This window comes from Halopiger thermotolerans, assembly GCF_054654555.1.
Window position 1 is genome coordinate 549,517 of record NZ_BAAIEU010000002.1, and the last position, 17,611, is coordinate 567,127.

Sequence of the window (17,611 nt, forward strand, 5' to 3'; positions counted from 1 at the left end):
GCGGCGACCGCTCACCGATCGCCCTCGTCCGGCTGATTTGCGTCGCTCGTCGTCTCCGTCCCCAGCATCGCTGCGACGCCGTTCGCGTAGCCGCGCGCGGCCGTCTGCGCGAACGCAAGCGTGCCTCGCTGCGCGAGCAACGTCCCCGTGAGCGCGGTCCGTGCCGCGTTCCGCTGGGCGGTCGCTCCCAGCTTGGCTGCAGTCCGGTTAGTCGCGAGCGCCGTCCGCTGCGCGGCGACGGCTGCCGTGACGGGCGTCATTGCGACCGAGTCGGCCGAAGATCGGTCCGAAGCGGTTCGTTCCGATGACGGGCGCCGTGTTCGCTCGCCGTTCGGTTCCAGCGTTCCGTCGCTTTCGCCGTCGTCAGCGTCGTCGACCTCGGTCATCGATTCGTCCGTGTCCGTTAGCTCCCGGTGCATCGCCGTTTCGGGCCCCGTATCGACGTCGGTTCGCTGTCCCGCCGGTCCGGACTCCGCTTTCGACTCGCCGGCAGCTGTCGACGTCGAGTCGGTCGCTTCCATCGCGGAAGCGGCGTCGATCCACGGTTCGATCTCGAGGGCCGGGTCGGGACCCTCGTCCCGGTGCTCTTCGGGCGTCCCGTCCGCCGGGCCGACCGCCGACTCGGTCGGCTCGACGGTCGGCTCGACGGCCGCCTCGAGATCGGTCCCGGTCTCGAGTTCGTCAGCCAAGTTCGTCGCGTCGGCGTCGTCGACCGCGGACTCGGTGTCGACCGCGGATTCGATGTCGACCCCGCGGTCCAGTTCGTCGGCGAGGGTACCCTCGGCCGCGGCCGATTCCGCCGGGCTATCTTCGTCGGGCGAATCGTCGTCGTCGGATTCGACGACGGCCTCGAGCGAGCGGGTGCTGGACCCGAGGTTCGGTTCGTCGGCGAGATCCCGCGTCTCCGTTTCCCCTTCCGTTTGTGCCTCGCCGCTGTCCGCGGTTTCGTCCTCTGGCTCAGGCTCGGTTATCGGCTCGTCGATCCCCGGTTCGCCGACCCGGTTCGGGCGTTCGGTCGCGGTCGCGTCCGCGACATCGATCGAATCGTCGTCGGACTCGGGGGCAGAATCCGATGTGGACGGTATGCGTTCGTTTGCGTCTGCGTCCACGTCCGAATCGGCGTCGACGGTCGTGCTTCGCTCATCGCCGTCGATATCGGTCGTCTCGAGCGGTTCGATCGGACTCGAATTTCGGTCTGCAGGTTCGGACTCGCGATCGGTCGAGCGATCGTCGCGCCGTTCGCGGACGTCTGCCTCGGTGGCCCGCTCACGATCGCGTCCCGGATCTCGATCCCGGTCGCGCTCGGTATCCCCCTCACCGCTCGGTCCGCTTCCCGGTTCGGGTGGGGTTGCGGAGCCGGTGGGGTCGTCGACGGAGTCGGTTTCGGCGTCGGCGCCGTCCGCTGGCTCTCCGATCACGAGCTCGTCGTTCGGATCGGCAATCTCGAGGCCGCTGTCCGAGTCGTCAGTGGCGATGCCGCGTTCCGGTCCGTCACTGACGTCGGAATCCGGCTGGGCGTCCGTTTCGGTCAGTCGGTCGCCCTCAGTCGGCGGCTCCTCGTCTACGGGCCGATCGGCCGTCGACGGCGCGTCGGGCTCGGTCGACGCCCGTTGCTCGCTCTCGCCCTCTCTCTCGTCCTCACCGGACTCCGGCCGCACGTCGGTCGATTTTCTCGTCGACGGCGCCTCGAGGCGGACCGTCTCGGTCGTGATCTCGCTGACGGCGTCCGCGCGGATCGTCACCTCCTCCTCGCGAGGCTGGCGCCATCCCAACGCCGCCTTGATCGAGTCGACCATCCCGGATCGCGGCTTGATGCGGGCGGTTTCCCCGTCGACGTCGGTCACCGTCCCGATCAGCTCCCCGTTGGCGTTCTCAACCCGCTTTGCTACGTCTTCGGCGGTGAACGTCGTCATGGGAGAGATTGCGCCGCTCCGGCCTAAGCCGGTGGTGCCTGCACCAGCGTGCCCCGGGCTCAGCTACTCTCGAGAATGAGGGCGTGAACGGCCGTATTTCGACGATGCGTCACCGTTGCGGGGGGTCGAACTCGGTGAGTTCCGACCGCGGCGGATCGCCGGTGTCGTCCCTGACGGTGCGGTAGGTGCGCCGGTAGCGGGCGATCTTCCGGTAGAGGTAGTAGCCGATCACGAGGTCGTAGGCGAAGACGTAGCCGATGAACGCGAGGCCGAAGCCGACGGGATACGTCGAGGCGATCAGGTTCGGAACGATCCCGACCGTGACGTTGTAGGTCGCATGGACGAACGCAGCCACCAGCAGCCCCTTGACCACGAGTGGGCCCGCGTTATCGGGGTTGAACTTCGCGAGTCCGAGGTAGTAGCCCGCGATCGCGGAGTAGATGACGTGTCCCGGACCGACGAGCGCCCGGACGGTCGTAATTCCAGTTGCCGCAGTCAGCAGGCCGACGTCGGCCTCCGAGACGGTGCCGGTGATGTAGATCGCGTTCTCGATCGCGGCGAACCCGAGGCCGGCGACGGCGCCGTAGACCGCGCCGTCGATGACGGCGTCGAACGACTCGCTCCGATAGGCGAAGGTTCGAACCGCGAGCAGTTTGACGCTCTCCTCGACAGGGCCGACGATCAGGTAGAAGAAAAGCAGCGGGCCGACGATCGGGATCGCCTGCAGCGGCGGTCCGACAAGCGAGTTCACGACCGCGGCGAACGTCGCGAACAGCACCGCGAGGACGAACGTCGCGACGAGTAGCCCGAGCGGTTCGCTGGACGTGATGTCCGTATACCAGATGAACCCGGCCAGCAGCGCCGCCGGGACGACCGAGAGCCCGAAGAACGCGCCGAGCCAGGGCGTCTCGAACGCGAGCTGTGCCGGCTGGACGAGCAACGCGATCGTGATCAGCAGCGCCACGAGAAAGACGATTCCCCGCAACGCGTACCGAATGCCGGTGTAGACCGAGTAGGCGAACCGGTCTACCGCCGATCGCGGTTCCCACGTCGATACGTCGTAGAGGTCGGTCGACTCCTCGCTGGCTCGCTCGACCGGGTCGCGCCTGCGCTGCATACGCGTCAGTATTCCGTCCCGTTTCGTAAGCGTTCGGCGCCCGGTCCTAATATCGTATTATCACGCTACCGAATCTCAATACGCAGCGCACTCGAGGCGAGCGGCCGAGCTCGATCACCCGGTTGCCCGATCGACGGACGGAGCCGCGGCGACCGTGCTGCGCTCGACTCGGAATCCACAAAGGGTAGCCCGCCGAACGGTCGCCCATGCACTTCGACCAGCGAACCCAGCAGGCGCTTCGCGACGCCGGCCTCGAGACCGCGGCCCTCCGCGCAGCGTCGGAGGCCGTCGTCGAGGCCGTCGAGGCGGACGCCGAAGCCCTCGAGGAGTTCTTCGAGCGCCACGAGACGGTCTACTCGGACATGGACATGGCCCACTCGAGCGCCGACTACCCGGAACACGCCGTCGACTACCTCGACCTGACGACCCACGCCGACGAGATGCGCGGCTGGCTGCGATTCGACACGTGGGGCGTCTACGTCGAGGACGGCCGAATTCTGGACGCCGACGCGGAGTACGTCGAACTGACGCTCGGCCCGACGGTCCACGACCGGGTGCGGTTCGCGGCCGACCGCGAGACGCTGCGGTGATCGCCGTGCTCGAGGACGGATTCGCCCGCGGCCGACGACGGCGCAGTCGGGATCGACAGGCGAGCGCGCGCGAGGTGAGCCGATGACGACCGCACGCGTTCGCGGCATCTACACCACCGCGCTCACGCAACTCCTGAACGCGAACGGCCTCGAGATCGTCCAGGCCTCCGAGCCGATCCGGGAGCGGTTCGACGACGTCTTCGACGCCGCGCCGGCAGACGTCCGGCTCGAGACGACCCGCGACCGGCAGGGCGTCGAGGTCTCCGGCGCTCCCGACGCCGTCGAGACGGTCGGCGACGAACTCGAGGACCTCTCGATCGACGCGTTCCGCTGGGCCGACGACGCGCCGCGGAGTGCGGTCTTCGACGCGGAAGTGATCGACGCCGCCGGCGGCAGCGGCGCGACGGTCGACCTCGGCGACGGCCGCCGGGGCTACCTCAAGTACGACGACGTCGACGGCTACGTCGACGAAGGGAACCGCTACCGCGTGCAGGTCGCCGAACCGACGCCGCCGTGGGACGACGACGCGCCCCGCGTCCGGCCGACGATCGCGGTCGAAAGCGGGCTCTGTACGCTCTCGCAGGACCGCACGGGCGTCTCGGCGGTCGGCAGCAGCGAGCGTGCGAGCGAACTCGTCGGCATGACCGACCTGCTCTCGACCGAAATCCCCGACGGCTGGGGGCTGCGCTGGGAGCACAGCGCGGCCGACGCCGACCTCGAGGCGATGGAAGCCGCCCTCGAGCGGGCCGTCGACCGGGTCGACGCGCTCGAGGACGCCCTCTCGGCCGCGCCGGACGAACCCGGCGAGCCCGGCCGACTGGCCGCGCCACGGCGGACGGACTGGTGCTGGTTCGGCCGCGAGTCGCGGTTCGAACTGGATGAGTACCGCCGGCAGGTCGAGACGACGATGCCGGGTCACCACCGGACCAAGGCCGCCGATCGGGCCGCGAGCGCGGCGGTCGACTTCGCGGAGGCGGTCTGCGGCTCGCTCGGCGACGACGAAACTGAAGGGGGCACGGACCCGGACGCGGACGAGTTCCCCTTCGCCGCCGTCGCCCGCCAGTTCGGGCCCACCGAGGGCGACCGCCTCGAGATCGGCCACGGCAAACCCGACGGCCGGCGCATCTCGCTGGGCTACGGCGACGTCACCGACTGGGACGCCGACGGCTCGCTCACCCTCGAGCGCTCGATGCGCGGAGGCGGAACCTACGACGCGCTGGGCGTTCCCAAGGAGGAGGGCGACGTCGCCGTCACGAAGTTCCGCGAGGGCCGGTGGTGGTACCCGACGACCTACAAGGACGCCAACGGCGCCGCGAAGGGAACGTACGTCAACGTCTGTACGCCCGTCGAACTGTTCCCCGACGCGGTGCGGTACGTCGACCTCTACGTCGACGTGATCCGCGTCGACGGCGAGGTCGAAATCGTCGACGCGGACGAACTCGAGGCCGCCGTCGACGAGGGGCTGGTCTCGGAGCCGCTAGCGGAGAAGGCGCGAAACGTCGCCGAGGCCGTGAAGCGGGCACTCTCGAAGTAGCTGGTAGCGGTAGCTGGTTCGGCGAGATCAATCTGAAGCGCTCGCGAGGCCGTTGTCGGTGCCGCTCGACAGCAGGTGAACGTAATCGTCGAGGTCGAGCGCGAAGTCGCGGTCGCACCCGGTCGGTCGGACCCAGCGGAACTCGAACTCGGCGCCATCCTCCTCGCCGCCGTCAGTCACCGTGTGGGTCCACCGGTCGCGCGGCTCGTGGACGGTCGCGTGGAAGAAGTGGCGCACGTACCGCTTGGGCGGGGACTCGCGGCGCGTCCAGACGTCCGTCGAGAGATGTTCCGTCGCGTTGAGCGCGGTGAGGCCGCTCTCCTCCCACACCTCCCGAAAGAGTGCCTCTCGAGGCGACTCTCCGGGCTCGAGGGTCCCCTTCGGAATCTGGAGCCCGTCGTGGCCCGGGCCCTCGAAGACGAGGAGTTCGCCGGTCCCGCGCGTGATGTAGGCGCAGGCCTTCGGGACGTAGGTGACATCGGTCATGATACACTGGCCCACACCGACCACGCATAAAAGGCTACCTCGGAGGAGATTAAAGGATATTAAGGGAGATTCAGGGGCGGGCGCCGTTGGTTCGTCCCGACTGCGTCTAGTCCGACGCAACCGCGACGTCTTCGTCCGGCGTGGCCGAGTCCTCGTCGAGGTGCGTAAACAGCGTCGCGAGCGCCGGTCCAGAGACGTTGTGCCAGACGCTGAAGAGCGCGGGGATCAGGGCGGCGGCTTCGTTGAAGTGCGCCGTCGCGAGCGCGACCGCCAGACCGCTGTTCTGGAGTCCGACCTCGAACGCACAGGTCCGCGCGCGGTCCTCGGTCATCCCGGTCGCGTGCCCGACGGCGTAGCCCGAGCCGAGTCCAAGGCCGTTGTGCAGGACGACCGCGAGGAAGACGAGGGCGCCGGCGCCGAGGATCGTCTCGACGTTGAGTCCGACGACGGCCGCCACGATCGCCACGATGGCCACGACGCTGATCGCGGGGAAGATCGAGAGGCCGATCTCCGCGATCAGCGGCGCGAACCGATCGAGCACGTAGCGCAGCGCGAGGCCGCCGAGGACCGGCAGCAGGACGATCTGGACGATCGACGTCGCCATCTCGGCGAAGGTGACCGAGATCGACTCGCCGGCCAGCGCCACGACCCACGCGGGCATCACCAGCGGCGCGGCGATCGTCGTCACCGTCGTGATCGTCACCGACAGCGCGACGTCGCCCCTGCCGAGGTAGGTCATCACGTTCGAGGCGGTGCCGCCCGGCGCGGCGCCGACGAGGACCAGCCCGACGCCGATCTCCCACGGCAGTCCGAGAACGGCGACCAACAGGTAGGCGAACAGCGGCATCAGGAGCCACTGGCTCATCGCGCCGATGAGCACGTCCCGCGGGCGCTCGAGGATGCGCCGGAAGTCGTCGGGCGTCAGCGTCAGCCCCATCCCGAGCATGATGATCCCCAGAAGCGGCGTGATGTAGTTCGCGATGGGAGTGAACGTCCCGGGGGAGTACAGCGCCAGCGGCGCGACGATCACCACCCAGAGGACGAAGTACTTGCTCGTGAACTCGCCGATCCGCTCGAGCGTCGCCTGCCAGTTCATGCGAGCGCTTGTCTATCGCTACTCGTCATCAAGACTGCGGCTTCCGTGTTCGCTCGCGCGGCGTCCGCCTCTCGAGGCCCGTTCGTCCCGAACCGGAATCGGGTCGACCCGGCCGTAAATAACAGGGTCAATGATTAATGTTTCCTGGCGGCGAGTAGCGCCAATGAGCACGTTAAACGAGGAGATGGCCGACGTCCGGTCGGAGGTCGACGACGTCCGAACGCAACTCAGGGAGGAGGTCCCCGACTGCTTCGAGTTCGACGTCACGGTCGGGAACATCACGTACAACGCCAACAGCAACAGCGTCTCCGTCACCGTCGAACCGAGTTCGCGAGCGCGCGAACAGCTATCCGAACGACTCGGCGGCGTGAACGTCCGAACCGACGGGATGCTCGAGTTCGAGTTCCGGCTGACCGACTCCGATCGGGAGTAGCGGTCCGTCGCTCCCGGGTTGCCCCGCACCGCTCGGCGCAACGCTCCGAATCGTTCTTGAACCGTCCTCGCGGAGTTCGAGTATGGCCGATGCTGCGGGCCGCTCCGGCCCCGTCCGCGCGCTGTTCGTCGTCGTGCTCGTCGTCGCGGCGCTCCTGCCGATCGCCACGACGACCCTCGAGGTGAGTCCGTACCGCGTGACGGTCGGCACGGGCGTCGTCGGGGTGCTTTTGCTGATCGGCGCCGTCGCCCTCCCCGCCTTGCTGCTCGCGCGGTGGCAGGCGGCCGAGCGGTCGGTCGGCGACGACGGGAGCGACGGCGACGGCCGAGACGCCCGGTAACACTCGCGTCACCGCTCGAGACGGCAAAGCGAACGCACAACCGAACCCCTATCAACGCCGCGCGCAATAGCTCGGAACATGACAAAGCGGTACGTCTCGCTCCCCGAGGAGGCGGAGGCGGGGATGCGCGAGTTCATCGACGAGGTCGATCGGCGGCTCTCGAGCGACGAAGACACCTGTTCGGTCGTCGAGGACGTGCTGATCGACCTCTCGGGCGACCGCGAGGCCTACGAGCGCTGGCGGGACGGCGAGTCGGTCTCGCCGGCCGAGCGCGTCCGCCTGCAGAGTTACGACCCCTGCAACACCACCCTCGAGAGCGAGTACTACGCCGAGAAAGACGAGGAGCAGTTCCGCCGCTCGAAACACCTCCAGTGGCTCTGGCGGCAGTTCGACAGCCTGCCGATCGCGGACAACGTCGAGTTCGCGCTGCGCTTTCGGCGGATGCTCGCCGATCACCTCTTCGAGGAGTGCGGGGACAACTGCCGGTTCTTCAAGGGGATCACGTTCACCTACGGCCACAACATCACCGTCGGCGACAACACGGTGATCCACGACGACGTCCACCTGGACGACCGCGGCAAGCTGACGATCGGCGATCGGGTCTCGATCTCCGACGGCGTCCACGTCTACAGCCACGATCACGACGTTGTCGACCAGACCGAGGTCCGCAACTACCACACGATCGTCGAGGACGACGTCCGGCTCACCTACGACTCGATGGTCCGCGCTGGCAACAAGGTCGGCGAGAACGCCATCGTCGGCGCGCGCGGCGTCGTGCAACACGACATCCCCGCCCACCACATCGCGGTCGGCATGCCCGCCAAGAGCGTCAAGATCAAGCCCGGCTGGGAGGACGTCGCCACGCCGATCGAGGAGGCCGGCGTCAACCGCCAGGAGGATAGGCGCCTCGAGTACGAGGTCTCCGACGACCTCGAGGTCTTCGACGAGTTCCAGCGCGATCTTCAACCGCCCCGATAAGTCCGTACGACCTGATTTTGTCTCCGACCCGTCGGTCGGGGAATATCCAAGTAGGTTGAGAACGTATGTCACACCGATGGAGCTCTGGGGATGGCTCATCGGGTACGTAGTGCTGTTCGCCCTGTTGCACCTGTTACTGTACTACGTGTACGTCCGGCGCGGGGACGACCGCTCGCCAGCGCCGTCGTTCGCCGGCCCGAACCGGGCCCGATCCCGATCGCCGTCGGGTCCCGAGCGGTACGCGCGGGCGCCCGACGGGGTCGAGGAGTCCGAAGACTACGACGCGGATCGCGCCCTCGAGGGGGAGACGATCCGGTGTCCCCACTGCGGCGCGACGAACGCGGCCGACAACACGTTCACGTACTGTTGGCGCTGCATTTCGACGCTGCGACGGTGAGGCGGCGTCGCTGCACGCCCGTTCGTCGTTTCGGGACTCTCAGCGTCAGTGTCGTATTTCCCCGGCCGGAACGGCGGCGTTCGGCCGGTAAGAAACGATTACGCTTTTTACCGCCCGGCGCCAGAGTGAGAGCGAACGTCTCGCTATGCACGACAACCAGTTCCCCGCCTCTAACGCTCGCTCTCCGTCCGTGTACCGGGCAGTCCACGAGTTCGACGGTCCCGCGACGCTCAGCACGACCGTCGTCCACGCGCTGGCCGACTGTATGGGGATCGACCCGACCGACGGTCGCATCTCGCTGTACGATTCCGTCGATCCGGACGCGCTCGACCGGCTTTTCCGCCCGCGCCACGACGGGCGGCCCCGCTCGAGCGGCCGGCTCTCGTTCGTCGTCGACGACCACCGCGTGACGGTCCGCGCGGACGGCGAAATTCTGATCGAACCGCCGACGCCGCGCCGGTAATCGTCTCTTACTCTCCGTTTCGTCGCCTGTTCCGGTTCCGATTCGGTTCGTGGCGCCGACGCAAGATCGCCGAAATACAGCGTCAGCAGTACGTATCGAGATCGACCGCCGGAGAAGACTACGCCAGCGCGTCCGCCAGCGGCTCGAGGTGGTCGACGCCGACGACCGCGACGACGTCGCCGGTCGCGCCGTCCGCGCGCAGCGACTCGAGGCGGTCGATCATGCAGCGCTCGCGCGTCTCGTCCCGGTAGGCGAGCGCGCTGTCGTCGGTTTCGACGCTGCCCAGCAGCGCCTGAACCCCGGCGACGTGCGATCGCTCGTGTTCGGCCTGGCGCTCGGGCGGGTCCTCGTGGCTGCACTCGTACTCGACCGGATCGTCGCAGGCGATCGTCATCGACGTCGCGTGGGTCAGCGTCGCGGCGATTCGACAGGTCAGCGCCTCGCGGGTCGCGCCGCCGAGGCTCGAGACGACCCGCCGAGCGGTCGAGGCCGGGACGCGGTCGGCGATCAGCCGCGTCGCGAGCCGGCGGCAGAACGACCAGTTCGGCGCGTCGATGCCGACGACGTCGGCGTCGGGCGCCGCGCGGATCGCCGCGCTCATCTCCCCGCCGAAGCGGGGCGGGTCGTGCGGGTCCGTGTCGCCGTCACCGTCGCGCGCGTACGTCCGGTACAGCGGTAGCGCCGCCGACGGCAACTCGAGCGCGACCGTCTCGGGATCGACCGCCTCGAGGACGCGCTGGACGCGACCGACGCTCGCGGGGTGGTCGTGCACGACGCCGAGGAGGTGGAGGTCGCCGCGGGGACCGGTCGCGCGACGGTAGAACCGGTCGGTGACGCGGGGATCGTCGAGCGTGTCGGGGAGGGACGGGGACTCGTCCATCGATCGAGTGGTAATACGCGACTACCGGCATAACCCTTCCGTTGTCTCGCGGTACGCGCTGCGTAACGCCCCCGCCGCGTCGGGCGGTCGGGGTCGGTTCCGGCCGTCGATTTTCCCGCCGGTCGCTCGAGCGCACGAACCGGGAGTAACTGGTCAGTATCGCTGCACAACTGTTTCACCGGTTTATTGCGCGTCCGTCCGTACATCGAATTGCCCCGCGAGTCCTCGAGCGGGCGGTCGGCCCGGTCGGCTCGGACGGGGGCCGGGAGTTCGGCGACTGCAATGACACGCGAGCGCGAGACGATCACGAAAGCCGACGAGGGGAAACGCGTCCTGAACACCGACGGCACCGAGGTCGGTCGCCTCGTCGAAGTGCGCGACGGCCGCGGCTACGTCGAACCCGACCCGAGTTTCGTCGACACGCTCAAAGCGAAATTCGGCTGGGGCGAGGCGAGCGCGAACGCACATCCGCTCGACGAGGGAAGCATCGCGGAGATCACCGACGATGCGATCTACCTCCGCGGCACGCTCTGACTGCGCTACCGCTCCCCGAGACGTGGCGCTGGCGCTGCGTGCCCGTACTCGTGCCATCGACACCGACGAGGCGATCGACGCGTCCGTCGCGTAGAACGAGGACGATCAGGGACGCAGGTCGCAGAAACTGAGCTTAGACGCCGGTCGAGTACCGCAGAATGCCGGCGAAGCCGCCGAAGGCGTTGTAGAGCTGTTCGCCCTTCTCGAAGTCCGTCGAGATGAACTTGGTCTCGGTGCCGCGCTGTTCGGCGATCTCGATGAGGTGGTCGATCGCGTCCTCGCGGTCTTCTTCGCTCGCCTCGACTTCGGTGCCGCAGTCGCTGCAGGTGTGGTCCGGCGTCGCCTTGCGCCGGTCGATGACCTCGCGGTCGGTGTTGCCACACTCCGGACAGTCGTAGGTGACGACGTCCTTCCGGAGGTCCTCGCTGATCAGCAGGCGGTCGACCGCGCCCATCACGAGGTTGCGACGGGTCTGCTCGAACCCGTATGTGGCGAGGTCGCCCCCGTTGAGTTCCTCGAAGAACTCCTCCATCTGCTTTTTGTCCTTCATCACCTCGGCGTCGGCCAGCGCGTCTTCGGCGTTGTCGACGAGGTCGTGGAGGCCGGACTCGTCGGTGTAGGCGACGTCGAACTTGCCCAGCACCTTGTCCTGCAGTTCGTGGTGGAGGTAGTCACCGTCGAGGAACTCGTCTTTGGTCGGCGAGGGACCGCCGACGAGCACGCCGTCGAGTTCGTGGCGCTTGGGGACGAACAGGTCGTTTGCCATCCCGGCGACCTCCTGGTAGAAGTTGTCGATCGCCTCGAGGCGCAGGCGGGCGAATCGCTGGGCGGACTGGCCACCTTTGCGCTGCTTGCCGGGGACCAGCGACGAGGCGGACTTGACCGGCTCGACGCGTTTGCCCTTCAGCCAGCCGACGTTGGCCTCGCGGCGGTCGAGGACGATCAGGCCGTACAGGCCCTTGTCCGCCAGCATCTCCTCGAGCGGCTCCGTGAGAAACTCCGAGTCGCAGTGATAGCGGAACGACTCGACGGGCTGGGGCGGACTCTCGAGCACCTTCGTGACCATCTCGGTGCGGCCGCCCCCGGAGTCGACGGCTCCGGAGAACAGCACCATGCCGTTCTCCGGTGGGTAGGTGTCGTAGTAGCGCAGTCGATCCTTGATGCTGGTCAGCGCGTCCTGGACGGCCGTTCGCGTCTGTTTGGACTTGATGTTGGCCGCTTCGCTGTGCTCTTGGGTGACGTGTTGCACGACGTCGCTGATCTGGCGGTCTTCGGGAACGTAGATCGTCACGAGCTGCGTCCCGGAGCCGTCGTAGTTCTTGAGGTCCTCGAGCACCTTCCGGAACTCGTACTTTTTCCGGTCGGATTGCTCTTGCTCCTGCTCGCCCTCCTGGCTCATTATCGATACAAAACGGTGCTGCGGGTAAGAATCCTTTGACACGCACGCTATCGCGGAGACAATCCCGATCGCGAACGCGTTCGACCCCTCGGGACGCCGCGACCTCACCGCTCGTCTCGAGGTGACGATTTAAGGTGTTGCCGTTCCACAGTCCGGACAGTACTCGAGTATGTCTCAGGAGACGGTCTACGCCATCGCGAGCGGGAAGGGCGGCGTCGGGAAGACGACGACGACGGTAAACATCGGCACGGCGCTGGCCCAAGCGGGCAAGCGCGTCGCCGTCGTCGACGTCGATCTCGGCATGGCGAACCTCGCCGGGTTCGTGAGTCTCAACCCGGATTCGACGACGCTGCACGACGTGCTGGCGGGCGACGCCGATATCGAGGACGCCACGTATCGACTGGCAGACAACATCGTCGCGGTCCCGAGCGGGACCGGCTTGGACGAGTACGCCGAGGCCTCTCCGGAGGGGCTGGGCGACGTCGTCGCGGAGCTGCGCGCGGCCTACGACTACGTCTTCCTCGACGTCGGGGCCGGAATCAGCCACGAGACCGTCCTCCCGCTCGGGCTGGCCGACTCCGTGCTCGTCGTCTCGACGCCAGAGCCGGCCGCCGTCCAGGACTCGAAGAAGACGATCGAGCTGACCGCCCGCGCGGGCGGCGAGGTCGCCGGCCTTGTCGTCACGCGCACGCACCCCCACAGCGACATCTCCTACGAGGAGATCGCCTCGCGCCTCGAGATCCCGCTGCTCGGTACGATCCCCGAGGACAGCGCGGCCCGCGAGAGCGTCTACGCGGGCACGCCGCTTGTCGTCTACGAGCCCGAGGGGCCGGCGGCGATCGCCTACCGGACGCTCGCGGCGGATCTGGCCGGTATCGAACTCTCTGCGCCGTCGCCCGAGACCGCGGCCGACCAGTGTGAGACCGAGCCCGAATCCGAAGCGACGCCCGCATCGGGCGCTGCGGGGACCGAAGCGAATTCGGCCGCCGGCGCAGCGGCCGACGCGGTCCCCAACGATTCGGACGTCGACGACGGTCGGGAGGCCGCACCCGACGACGTCTCGAGCGCGATCACCGAAGCCGAGTCCGACAACTGAACCCGCTCGACCGGACGCGGTCGACGGTCGGTCGCGCCGAGCCGCGCTCGAGCACCCCGAACGACCGATGGTGGCGACCCACTAACGGGACGGTAGGGACCGCCTGGACCGCCGATCTGCGGTTCGAGGCGCGGATTTCTGTCGAACCCGGTGACTACGTTGGCTGCGATACCCTTCCGATCCGACGAATGTACTCGTTACTAACCAGTACGTTTCCGTACTACTTTTCGAAACCGCGATTTCGAGCGTACTAGGCGCTGTGAGGGGGGATCGGGGGACCGCGGTCGATCTCGTTCCCCCTCGTTTCACGGTCGAACTGGTACGAGCTAATTACTAATCCCCCAGTCTCTCGAGCGCTCGACCATGGAGCGACGTAAGATCCTCCTCGGAAGTGGAGCCGCACTCGCAACCGTCCTCGCGGGCTGTTCCAGTTCCGAAACTGGCGACGAGGAGCCCGAAAACGACACCGAAGAATCGTTCGGCGACGACACCGGAAACGGCGGCGACGACGGTTCCGATTCCGGCACCGGCAACAGCAGCGACAGTGATAGTGACAGCGACAGCGGGTCCGGCGAACACGACAACGTGCCCGGCGTCGACAACGGCGGGATCGAGGTCAGCGACGATCTCGTGACGATCACGTCGATCGAGAAGAACGGCGACAAACTCGATATCGTCGCTCAGACTGACACCACCGACATCGCGGAGCTGAAGAAGGTGTTCAAGACGTTCGCCTCCGACCTCGAGAGCGCCATCGAGGACGTCGAGCGCTTCGTGGAAGCGGTCGCCACGATCGAGTGGATCCTCGAGCACGAGGGCAGCCGCGTGCTCGCGGTGTACGTCGACGTCGAGTGGGTCGTCGCGTACCTCGAGGGCGAACTCTCGGACGAGGAGTTCGCGGACAAGGTCGTCTCGACGAAGGAGTAAGGCGATTCGGCGACGCGTTCGGCGGCCCGCACGGATTTTTCTTCGATGCGTCGGTTGACGGTGAGCCGACGGCTCGCGTATCGGTAGACCGGCGGCTCGGCCTACATCGACCGCGGCGCCTCGACGCCCAAGATGTCGAGGGCGTTCGCGATCGTGTGCTTCGAGGCGGCCACGAGCGCGAGTCGCGCGTCCCTGACGGCGGGGTCGACGTCGTCGGCAAGCACCGGACACTCGCGGTAGAAGGCGTTGAACCGGTCCGCGAACTCGCGGGTGTAGGTCGCGATCCGGTGGGGCTCGAGGTCGTCCGCGGCCTCGTCGACGACCGCCGGGAAGCGCGCGATCGTCTCGAGGAGGTCCTGCTCGGCGTCGGTCTCGAGCAGGTCGGCCTCGAGCGACTCGAGGTCGAGGTCCTGCTCGGCGAGGTCAGCGTCCGGCTCCAGTCCCGCCTCCTCGAGGATGCCGCAGGTGCGGGCGTGGACGTACTGGACGTAGGGCGCGGACTGGGCCTCGAAGTCTAACGCGCGGTCCCACTCGAAGGTGATCGCCTTCGTCGGCTGTTTGGAGACGATGTCGTAGCGGACCGCGCCGATGCCGACCTGGTGGGCGATGCGCTCGATGTCGTCCTCGTCTAAGTCGTCGTCGCGGATGCGGTCGTCGAGTCGGTCCTCGACCTCCTGGCGGGCGCGGTCGATCGCCTCGTCGAGCAGGTCGTCCAGGTCGACGCCGGTGCCGCGCCGCGTCGACATCTTGCCTTCGGGGAGGTTGACGTAGGAGTAGAGCACCTGCTCGAGCTGGTCGGTGTCGTTGCCGAGCAACTCGAGGGTCGTGTTCAGCTGGCGGGCCTGGAGCTTGTGGTCCTCGCCCAGCACCGTCACCGCGCGGTCGTAGTTGTCGAACTTCCACTCGTGGTGGGCCAGATCGCGGGTCGCATAGAGGGAGGTGCCGTCCGACCGCAGGAAGACGAGGTTCTTGTCGATGCCGTGGTCCTCGAGATCCAGTTGCCAGGCGTCCTCCTCGTAGACGGCCTCGTCGAGTTCCTTCAGGCGGGCGACGAGGTCGTCGGTGTCGCCGTTGCGCATGAACCGCGTCTCCTTGACGAACTCGTCGAACTCCGCGGGCAGGCGCTCGAGGCAGGCCGTCATGCCCGAAAGGACCTGGTCGACGACCTCGCTGACCCGTTCGTAGGTCTCGTCGTCGCCGTCCTCGAGGCCCTGCATGATCGACTCGATCTCGGCCTCGGCGTCCGCGACCTCGTCTTCGGGGCCGTTCTCGAGGAACTCGTTGCCCTTGCGGTAGTAGCGCACGAGGTCGTACTCGATGCGGTCGCGCTCGGGTTCCGAGTCGAGGTCGTCCTCGTCGAAGGTCTCGTAGGCCCACGTGAAGACGGCCATCTGCCGGCCGGCGTCGTTGACGTAGTAGTGGCGGTCGACGTCGTAGCCGGCGTAATCGAGCAGGTTCGCGACGGCGTCGCCGATGATCGGGTTGCGCGCGCGGCCGACGTGGACCGGCCCGGTCGGGTTGGCGCTGGTGTGTTCGACGACGACCGACGTCTCGCGATCCGCGAGCGCGCCGTAGGACTCGTCGGTGGCCGTCTCGAGCGTCGCGGCGAGGTAGGCGTCGCTGGGGAGGAAGTTGAGGTACGGCCCCTGCGTCTGGACCGCGGCAACGTAGGTCAGGTCGTCGACGTCGATCTCGTCGGCGATCCGGGCGGCGACCTGGGGCGGCGCCTGGCCGGCCTCGCCGGCGAGTCGGAAGGCGACGCTCGAGGCGAGCACGCTCTCGACGTCTTCCGGCGGTTCTTCGAGCCCGAGATCGTCGGTGGGAAACTCGAGCGCCGAGAGCGCCCCCTCGAGGGCGTCCTCGACCTCGTCGCGTAGGGCAAGGAACATACCCGCCCGTATTCAGGGCTGCAGTAAAGGAATGTCGGGTTCGTATCGGCGGGACGGCGGGTCGAGCGATTCCGGGTGACCCGTCACCGATTCCGATCGCGCCGGTTCAGGTCAGTCGATCGACGGCTCCGGAAAGGGAAGTTCGCGCTTGCGGTCGGGTTCGGTTTCGGGGTCCGGCTCCGCTTCGCTTGCGCCGGCCGCGCTTCCCGCACCGCTGGCCCCGCTCGCTCCCGGCGCGTCGGTGCGTTCGGCCTCGATCTTCTCGATCAGGAGGTCGACCGCCATCTGGTTCGCCCCCTCCGGGATGATCACGTCCGCGTTCTTCTTCGTCGGCTCAACGAACTGCTCGTGCATCGGCTTGACCGTCTCGAGGTACTGGTTCATGACCCCCTCGAGGTCGCGGCCTCGGTCGACGACGTCGCGCTCGATGCGCCGCAGGATGCGGACGTCGGCGTCGGTCATGACGTACACGCGCAGGTCCAGCATCTCGAGGATCTCCTCGTCGTACAGCGAGAAGATCCCCTCGAGGACGATCACGTCCGTCGGCTCGACGGTGACGCGCTCGTCCTTGCGGTTGTGGATCTCGAAGTCGTACTGGGGCATCTCGACGGGCTGGCCCATCAGCAACTGATTCAGGTGCTCCCGGAGCAGTTCCCACTCGAAGGCGTCGGGGTGATCGTAGTTGACCTCCTTGCGATCCTCGAACTCGAGGTGCGAGAGGTCCTCGTAGTAGTTGTCCAGCGGAATGCGGGTCACGGCCTCGCCGACGGTGTCCGCGACGGTCCGTGCGACCGTCGTCTTCCCGGCTCCCGTCCCCCCGGCGATCCCGATGACGAACGACGGGATACTCATCGTCAGATGCTGGTCGGGAGCGCTCATTAATCCCCTGATATCGATCGCGCCCGTCGGCGACCTCGCCCTCGAGACCGAGCGCCCCCGAGACGCTCACTCGAACAGCATCGCGGCCGCCCGGAACCGCGCCTCGTGGACCGGCCGGAAGCGCTCGTCCGCCGCGTCGAAGGCCGACGGCGTCCAGAAGCGCGCGTCCGCCGCGTCGCTGCCGGCTCGGGGCTCGCCTGTCGTCTCGGCGCGGTCGACGACGTAGTAGGTCATCACGACGTGTTTGTCCGCCCGCGGCGGGAGCGCCGCCGCGTCGAACACCCGGAGCGCGTCGGGATCGACCGAGACGCCGGTCTCCTCCTCGAGTTCGCGGGCGGCGCCGACGTGGGGTTGTTCGCCGGTTTCGACGTGGCCGCCGGGGATCGTCCACTCGCCGACGCCGGGCGGGACGCCCCGTTCGACGCAGAGGACGGCGGGCTCGGCGCCCGTGCGGTCGACGACCGCGACGCCCGCGCAGGGAACCGGATTGTGCCAAATAATCTCGCCGCAGTCCGGACAGCGCTTGCGCTCGCGGCCGTCGAGCGCGATCGTCTCGAGGGGAGCGCCGCAGTAGGGACAGTACGCGGGTGGCCGACTAACCATCTAGCCGATTCTAGACGGGCGACGTTTCAAAAGGTGGGGTTCTCGGCGGTCGCTGCC

Annotated in this window: 19 protein-coding genes; 10 read left to right on the forward strand and 9 right to left on the reverse strand. The window is 67.7% G+C overall.

Annotation, left to right across the window (positions count from 1 at the left end; translation table 11 throughout):
• Positions 1–11: 11 nt before the first annotated feature.
• Both ACYQ26_RS05180 and ACYQ26_RS05185 read right to left on the reverse strand, forming a co-directional pair.
• Positions 12–1,913: a midas domain-containing protein gene (locus ACYQ26_RS05180; RefSeq protein WP_459807687.1), complete on the reverse strand. Its 1,902-nt coding sequence runs from the start codon at positions 1,911–1,913 to the stop codon at positions 12–14.
• Positions 1,914–2,022: 109 nt separating this feature from the next.
• On the reverse strand, positions 2,023–3,030 hold the full coding sequence (locus ACYQ26_RS05185; protein ID WP_459807689.1) for a PrsW family intramembrane metalloprotease: 1,008 nt from the start codon (positions 3,028–3,030) through the stop codon (positions 2,023–2,025).
• Positions 3,031–3,236: 206 nt separating this feature from the next.
• Between ACYQ26_RS05185 and ACYQ26_RS05190 the strand changes: the two genes are divergently transcribed.
• Complete coding sequence (locus ACYQ26_RS05190) at positions 3,237–3,620, forward strand: DUF7532 family protein (RefSeq protein WP_459807691.1); 384 nt, start codon at positions 3,237–3,239, stop codon at positions 3,618–3,620.
• Positions 3,621–3,702: 82 nt separating this feature from the next.
• Positions 3,703–5,154, forward strand: a complete 1,452-nt coding sequence (locus tag ACYQ26_RS05195; protein WP_459807693.1) for a ribonuclease FAU-1 family protein — start codon at positions 3,703–3,705, stop codon at positions 5,152–5,154.
• Between the two features lie 27 nt (positions 5,155–5,181).
• On the opposite strand, the gene ACYQ26_RS05200 is transcribed toward ACYQ26_RS05195, so the two are convergent.
• Together ACYQ26_RS05200 and ACYQ26_RS05205 are read right to left on the reverse strand one after the other, a co-directional pair.
• Complete coding sequence (locus ACYQ26_RS05200; protein ID WP_459807695.1) at positions 5,182–5,640, reverse strand: NUDIX hydrolase; 459 nt, start codon at positions 5,638–5,640, stop codon at positions 5,182–5,184.
• A 106-nt stretch (positions 5,641–5,746) separates the two neighbouring features.
• Positions 5,747–6,736: a bile acid:sodium symporter family protein gene (locus ACYQ26_RS05205; protein ID WP_459807697.1), complete on the reverse strand. Its 990-nt coding sequence runs from the start codon at positions 6,734–6,736 to the stop codon at positions 5,747–5,749.
• A gap of 163 nt (positions 6,737–6,899) precedes the next feature.
• Here ACYQ26_RS05205 and ACYQ26_RS05210 point away from each other — a divergent pair, with 163 nt between their 5' ends.
• The 5 genes from ACYQ26_RS05210 (at position 6,900) to ACYQ26_RS05230 (ending at position 9,347) form a co-directional block, all read left to right on the forward strand.
• Positions 6,900–7,169, forward strand: a complete 270-nt coding sequence (locus tag ACYQ26_RS05210; protein ID WP_459807699.1) for a hypothetical protein — start codon at positions 6,900–6,902, stop codon at positions 7,167–7,169.
• Between the two features lie 82 nt (positions 7,170–7,251).
• Positions 7,252–7,509 carry a hypothetical protein gene (locus ACYQ26_RS05215; RefSeq protein WP_459807700.1) on the forward strand — a complete coding sequence of 86 codons (258 nt, stop codon included), beginning with the start codon at positions 7,252–7,254 and terminating at the stop codon, positions 7,507–7,509.
• A gap of 78 nt (positions 7,510–7,587) precedes the next feature.
• Positions 7,588–8,487: an acyltransferase gene (locus ACYQ26_RS05220; RefSeq protein WP_459807702.1), complete on the forward strand. Its 900-nt coding sequence runs from the start codon at positions 7,588–7,590 to the stop codon at positions 8,485–8,487.
• Between the two features lie 76 nt (positions 8,488–8,563).
• Complete coding sequence (locus ACYQ26_RS05225) at positions 8,564–8,884, forward strand: DUF7577 domain-containing protein (RefSeq protein ID WP_459807704.1); 321 nt, start codon at positions 8,564–8,566, stop codon at positions 8,882–8,884.
• A 145-nt stretch (positions 8,885–9,029) separates the two neighbouring features.
• Positions 9,030–9,347, forward strand: a complete 318-nt coding sequence (locus ACYQ26_RS05230) for a HalOD1 output domain-containing protein (RefSeq protein WP_459807706.1) — start codon at positions 9,030–9,032, stop codon at positions 9,345–9,347.
• A gap of 118 nt (positions 9,348–9,465) precedes the next feature.
• Here the strand turns inward: ACYQ26_RS05230 and ACYQ26_RS05235 are convergent, their stop codons facing one another.
• Positions 9,466–10,227 (reverse strand): TraB/GumN family protein, encoded by a 762-nt coding sequence (locus ACYQ26_RS05235; RefSeq protein WP_459807708.1) that lies wholly within the window; start codon positions 10,225–10,227, stop codon positions 9,466–9,468.
• Between the two features lie 282 nt (positions 10,228–10,509).
• Between ACYQ26_RS05235 and ACYQ26_RS05240 the strand changes: the two genes are divergently transcribed.
• Positions 10,510–10,761 carry a PRC-barrel domain containing protein gene (locus ACYQ26_RS05240; RefSeq protein WP_459807709.1) on the forward strand — a complete coding sequence of 84 codons (252 nt, stop codon included), beginning with the start codon at positions 10,510–10,512 and terminating at the stop codon, positions 10,759–10,761.
• A gap of 133 nt (positions 10,762–10,894) precedes the next feature.
• Here ACYQ26_RS05240 and prf1 read toward each other — a convergent pair whose 3' ends face one another.
• Entirely contained in the window at positions 10,895–12,160 is a 1,266-nt protein-coding gene (gene prf1, locus ACYQ26_RS05245) for a peptide chain release factor aRF-1 (protein ID WP_459807711.1), read from the reverse strand.
• Between the two features lie 169 nt (positions 12,161–12,329).
• Between prf1 and minD the strand changes: the two genes are divergently transcribed.
• Together minD and ACYQ26_RS05255 are read left to right on the forward strand one after the other, a co-directional pair.
• Positions 12,330–13,256 (forward strand): cell division ATPase MinD, encoded by a 927-nt coding sequence (gene minD / locus ACYQ26_RS05250; protein ID WP_459807713.1) that lies wholly within the window; start codon positions 12,330–12,332, stop codon positions 13,254–13,256.
• Between the two features lie 363 nt (positions 13,257–13,619).
• A complete protein-coding gene (locus tag ACYQ26_RS05255; RefSeq protein ID WP_459807714.1) occupies positions 13,620–14,183 on the forward strand; it encodes a DUF8159 domain-containing protein in 564 nt (187 codons plus the stop codon).
• 101 nt (positions 14,184–14,284) lie between these two features.
• Here ACYQ26_RS05255 and argS read toward each other — a convergent pair whose 3' ends face one another.
• The 3 genes from argS to ACYQ26_RS05270 form a co-directional block, all read right to left on the reverse strand.
• Positions 14,285–16,072, reverse strand: a complete 1,788-nt coding sequence (argS, locus tag ACYQ26_RS05260) for an arginine--tRNA ligase (protein WP_459807716.1) — start codon at positions 16,070–16,072, stop codon at positions 14,285–14,287.
• A gap of 111 nt (positions 16,073–16,183) precedes the next feature.
• Positions 16,184–16,924: a uridine kinase gene (gene udk, locus ACYQ26_RS05265; RefSeq protein ID WP_459807767.1), complete on the reverse strand. Its 741-nt coding sequence runs from the start codon at positions 16,922–16,924 to the stop codon at positions 16,184–16,186.
• Between the two features lie 93 nt (positions 16,925–17,017).
• Positions 17,018–17,554 (reverse strand): NUDIX domain-containing protein, encoded by a 537-nt coding sequence (locus tag ACYQ26_RS05270; protein ID WP_459807718.1) that lies wholly within the window; start codon positions 17,552–17,554, stop codon positions 17,018–17,020.
• Positions 17,555–17,611: the final 57 nt, after the last annotated feature.

Bases quoted from the DNA above. Each gene is read 5' to 3' on its own strand.
- ACYQ26_RS05205 (WP_459807697.1), bottom strand. From the start codon at position 6,736: ATGAACTGGCAGGCGACGCTCGAGCGGATCGGCGAGTTCACGAGCAAG.
- udk (WP_459807767.1), bottom strand. From the start codon at position 16,924: ATGAGTATCCCGTCGTTCGTCATCGGGATCGCCGGGGGGACGGGAGCC.
- ACYQ26_RS05190 (WP_459807691.1), top strand. From the start codon at position 3,237: ATGCACTTCGACCAGCGAACCCAGCAGGCGCTTCGCGACGCCGGCCTC.
- ACYQ26_RS05225 (WP_459807704.1), top strand. From the start codon at position 8,564: ATGGAGCTCTGGGGATGGCTCATCGGGTACGTAGTGCTGTTCGCCCTG.
- ACYQ26_RS05210 (WP_459807699.1), top strand. From the start codon at position 6,900: ATGAGCACGTTAAACGAGGAGATGGCCGACGTCCGGTCGGAGGTCGAC.
- minD (WP_459807713.1), top strand. From the start codon at position 12,330: ATGTCTCAGGAGACGGTCTACGCCATCGCGAGCGGGAAGGGCGGCGTC.
- ACYQ26_RS05215 (WP_459807700.1), top strand. From the start codon at position 7,252: ATGGCCGATGCTGCGGGCCGCTCCGGCCCCGTCCGCGCGCTGTTCGTC.
- ACYQ26_RS05230 (WP_459807706.1), top strand. From the start codon at position 9,030: ATGCACGACAACCAGTTCCCCGCCTCTAACGCTCGCTCTCCGTCCGTG.
- ACYQ26_RS05240 (WP_459807709.1), top strand. From the start codon at position 10,510: ATGACACGCGAGCGCGAGACGATCACGAAAGCCGACGAGGGGAAACGC.
- ACYQ26_RS05185 (WP_459807689.1), bottom strand. From the start codon at position 3,030: ATGCAGCGCAGGCGCGACCCGGTCGAGCGAGCCAGCGAGGAGTCGACC.
- ACYQ26_RS05200 (WP_459807695.1), bottom strand. From the start codon at position 5,640: ATGACCGATGTCACCTACGTCCCGAAGGCCTGCGCCTACATCACGCGC.
- ACYQ26_RS05220 (WP_459807702.1), top strand. From the start codon at position 7,588: ATGACAAAGCGGTACGTCTCGCTCCCCGAGGAGGCGGAGGCGGGGATG.
- argS (WP_459807716.1), bottom strand. From the start codon at position 16,072: ATGTTCCTTGCCCTACGCGACGAGGTCGAGGACGCCCTCGAGGGGGCG.
- ACYQ26_RS05255 (WP_459807714.1), top strand. From the start codon at position 13,620: ATGGAGCGACGTAAGATCCTCCTCGGAAGTGGAGCCGCACTCGCAACC.
- ACYQ26_RS05235 (WP_459807708.1), bottom strand. From the start codon at position 10,227: ATGGACGAGTCCCCGTCCCTCCCCGACACGCTCGACGATCCCCGCGTC.
- ACYQ26_RS05270 (WP_459807718.1), bottom strand. From the start codon at position 17,554: ATGGTTAGTCGGCCACCCGCGTACTGTCCCTACTGCGGCGCTCCCCTC.
- ACYQ26_RS05195 (WP_459807693.1), top strand. From the start codon at position 3,703: ATGACGACCGCACGCGTTCGCGGCATCTACACCACCGCGCTCACGCAA.
- ACYQ26_RS05180 (WP_459807687.1), bottom strand. From the start codon at position 1,913: ATGACGACGTTCACCGCCGAAGACGTAGCAAAGCGGGTTGAGAACGCC.
- prf1 (WP_459807711.1), bottom strand. From the start codon at position 12,160: ATGAGCCAGGAGGGCGAGCAGGAGCAAGAGCAATCCGACCGGAAAAAG.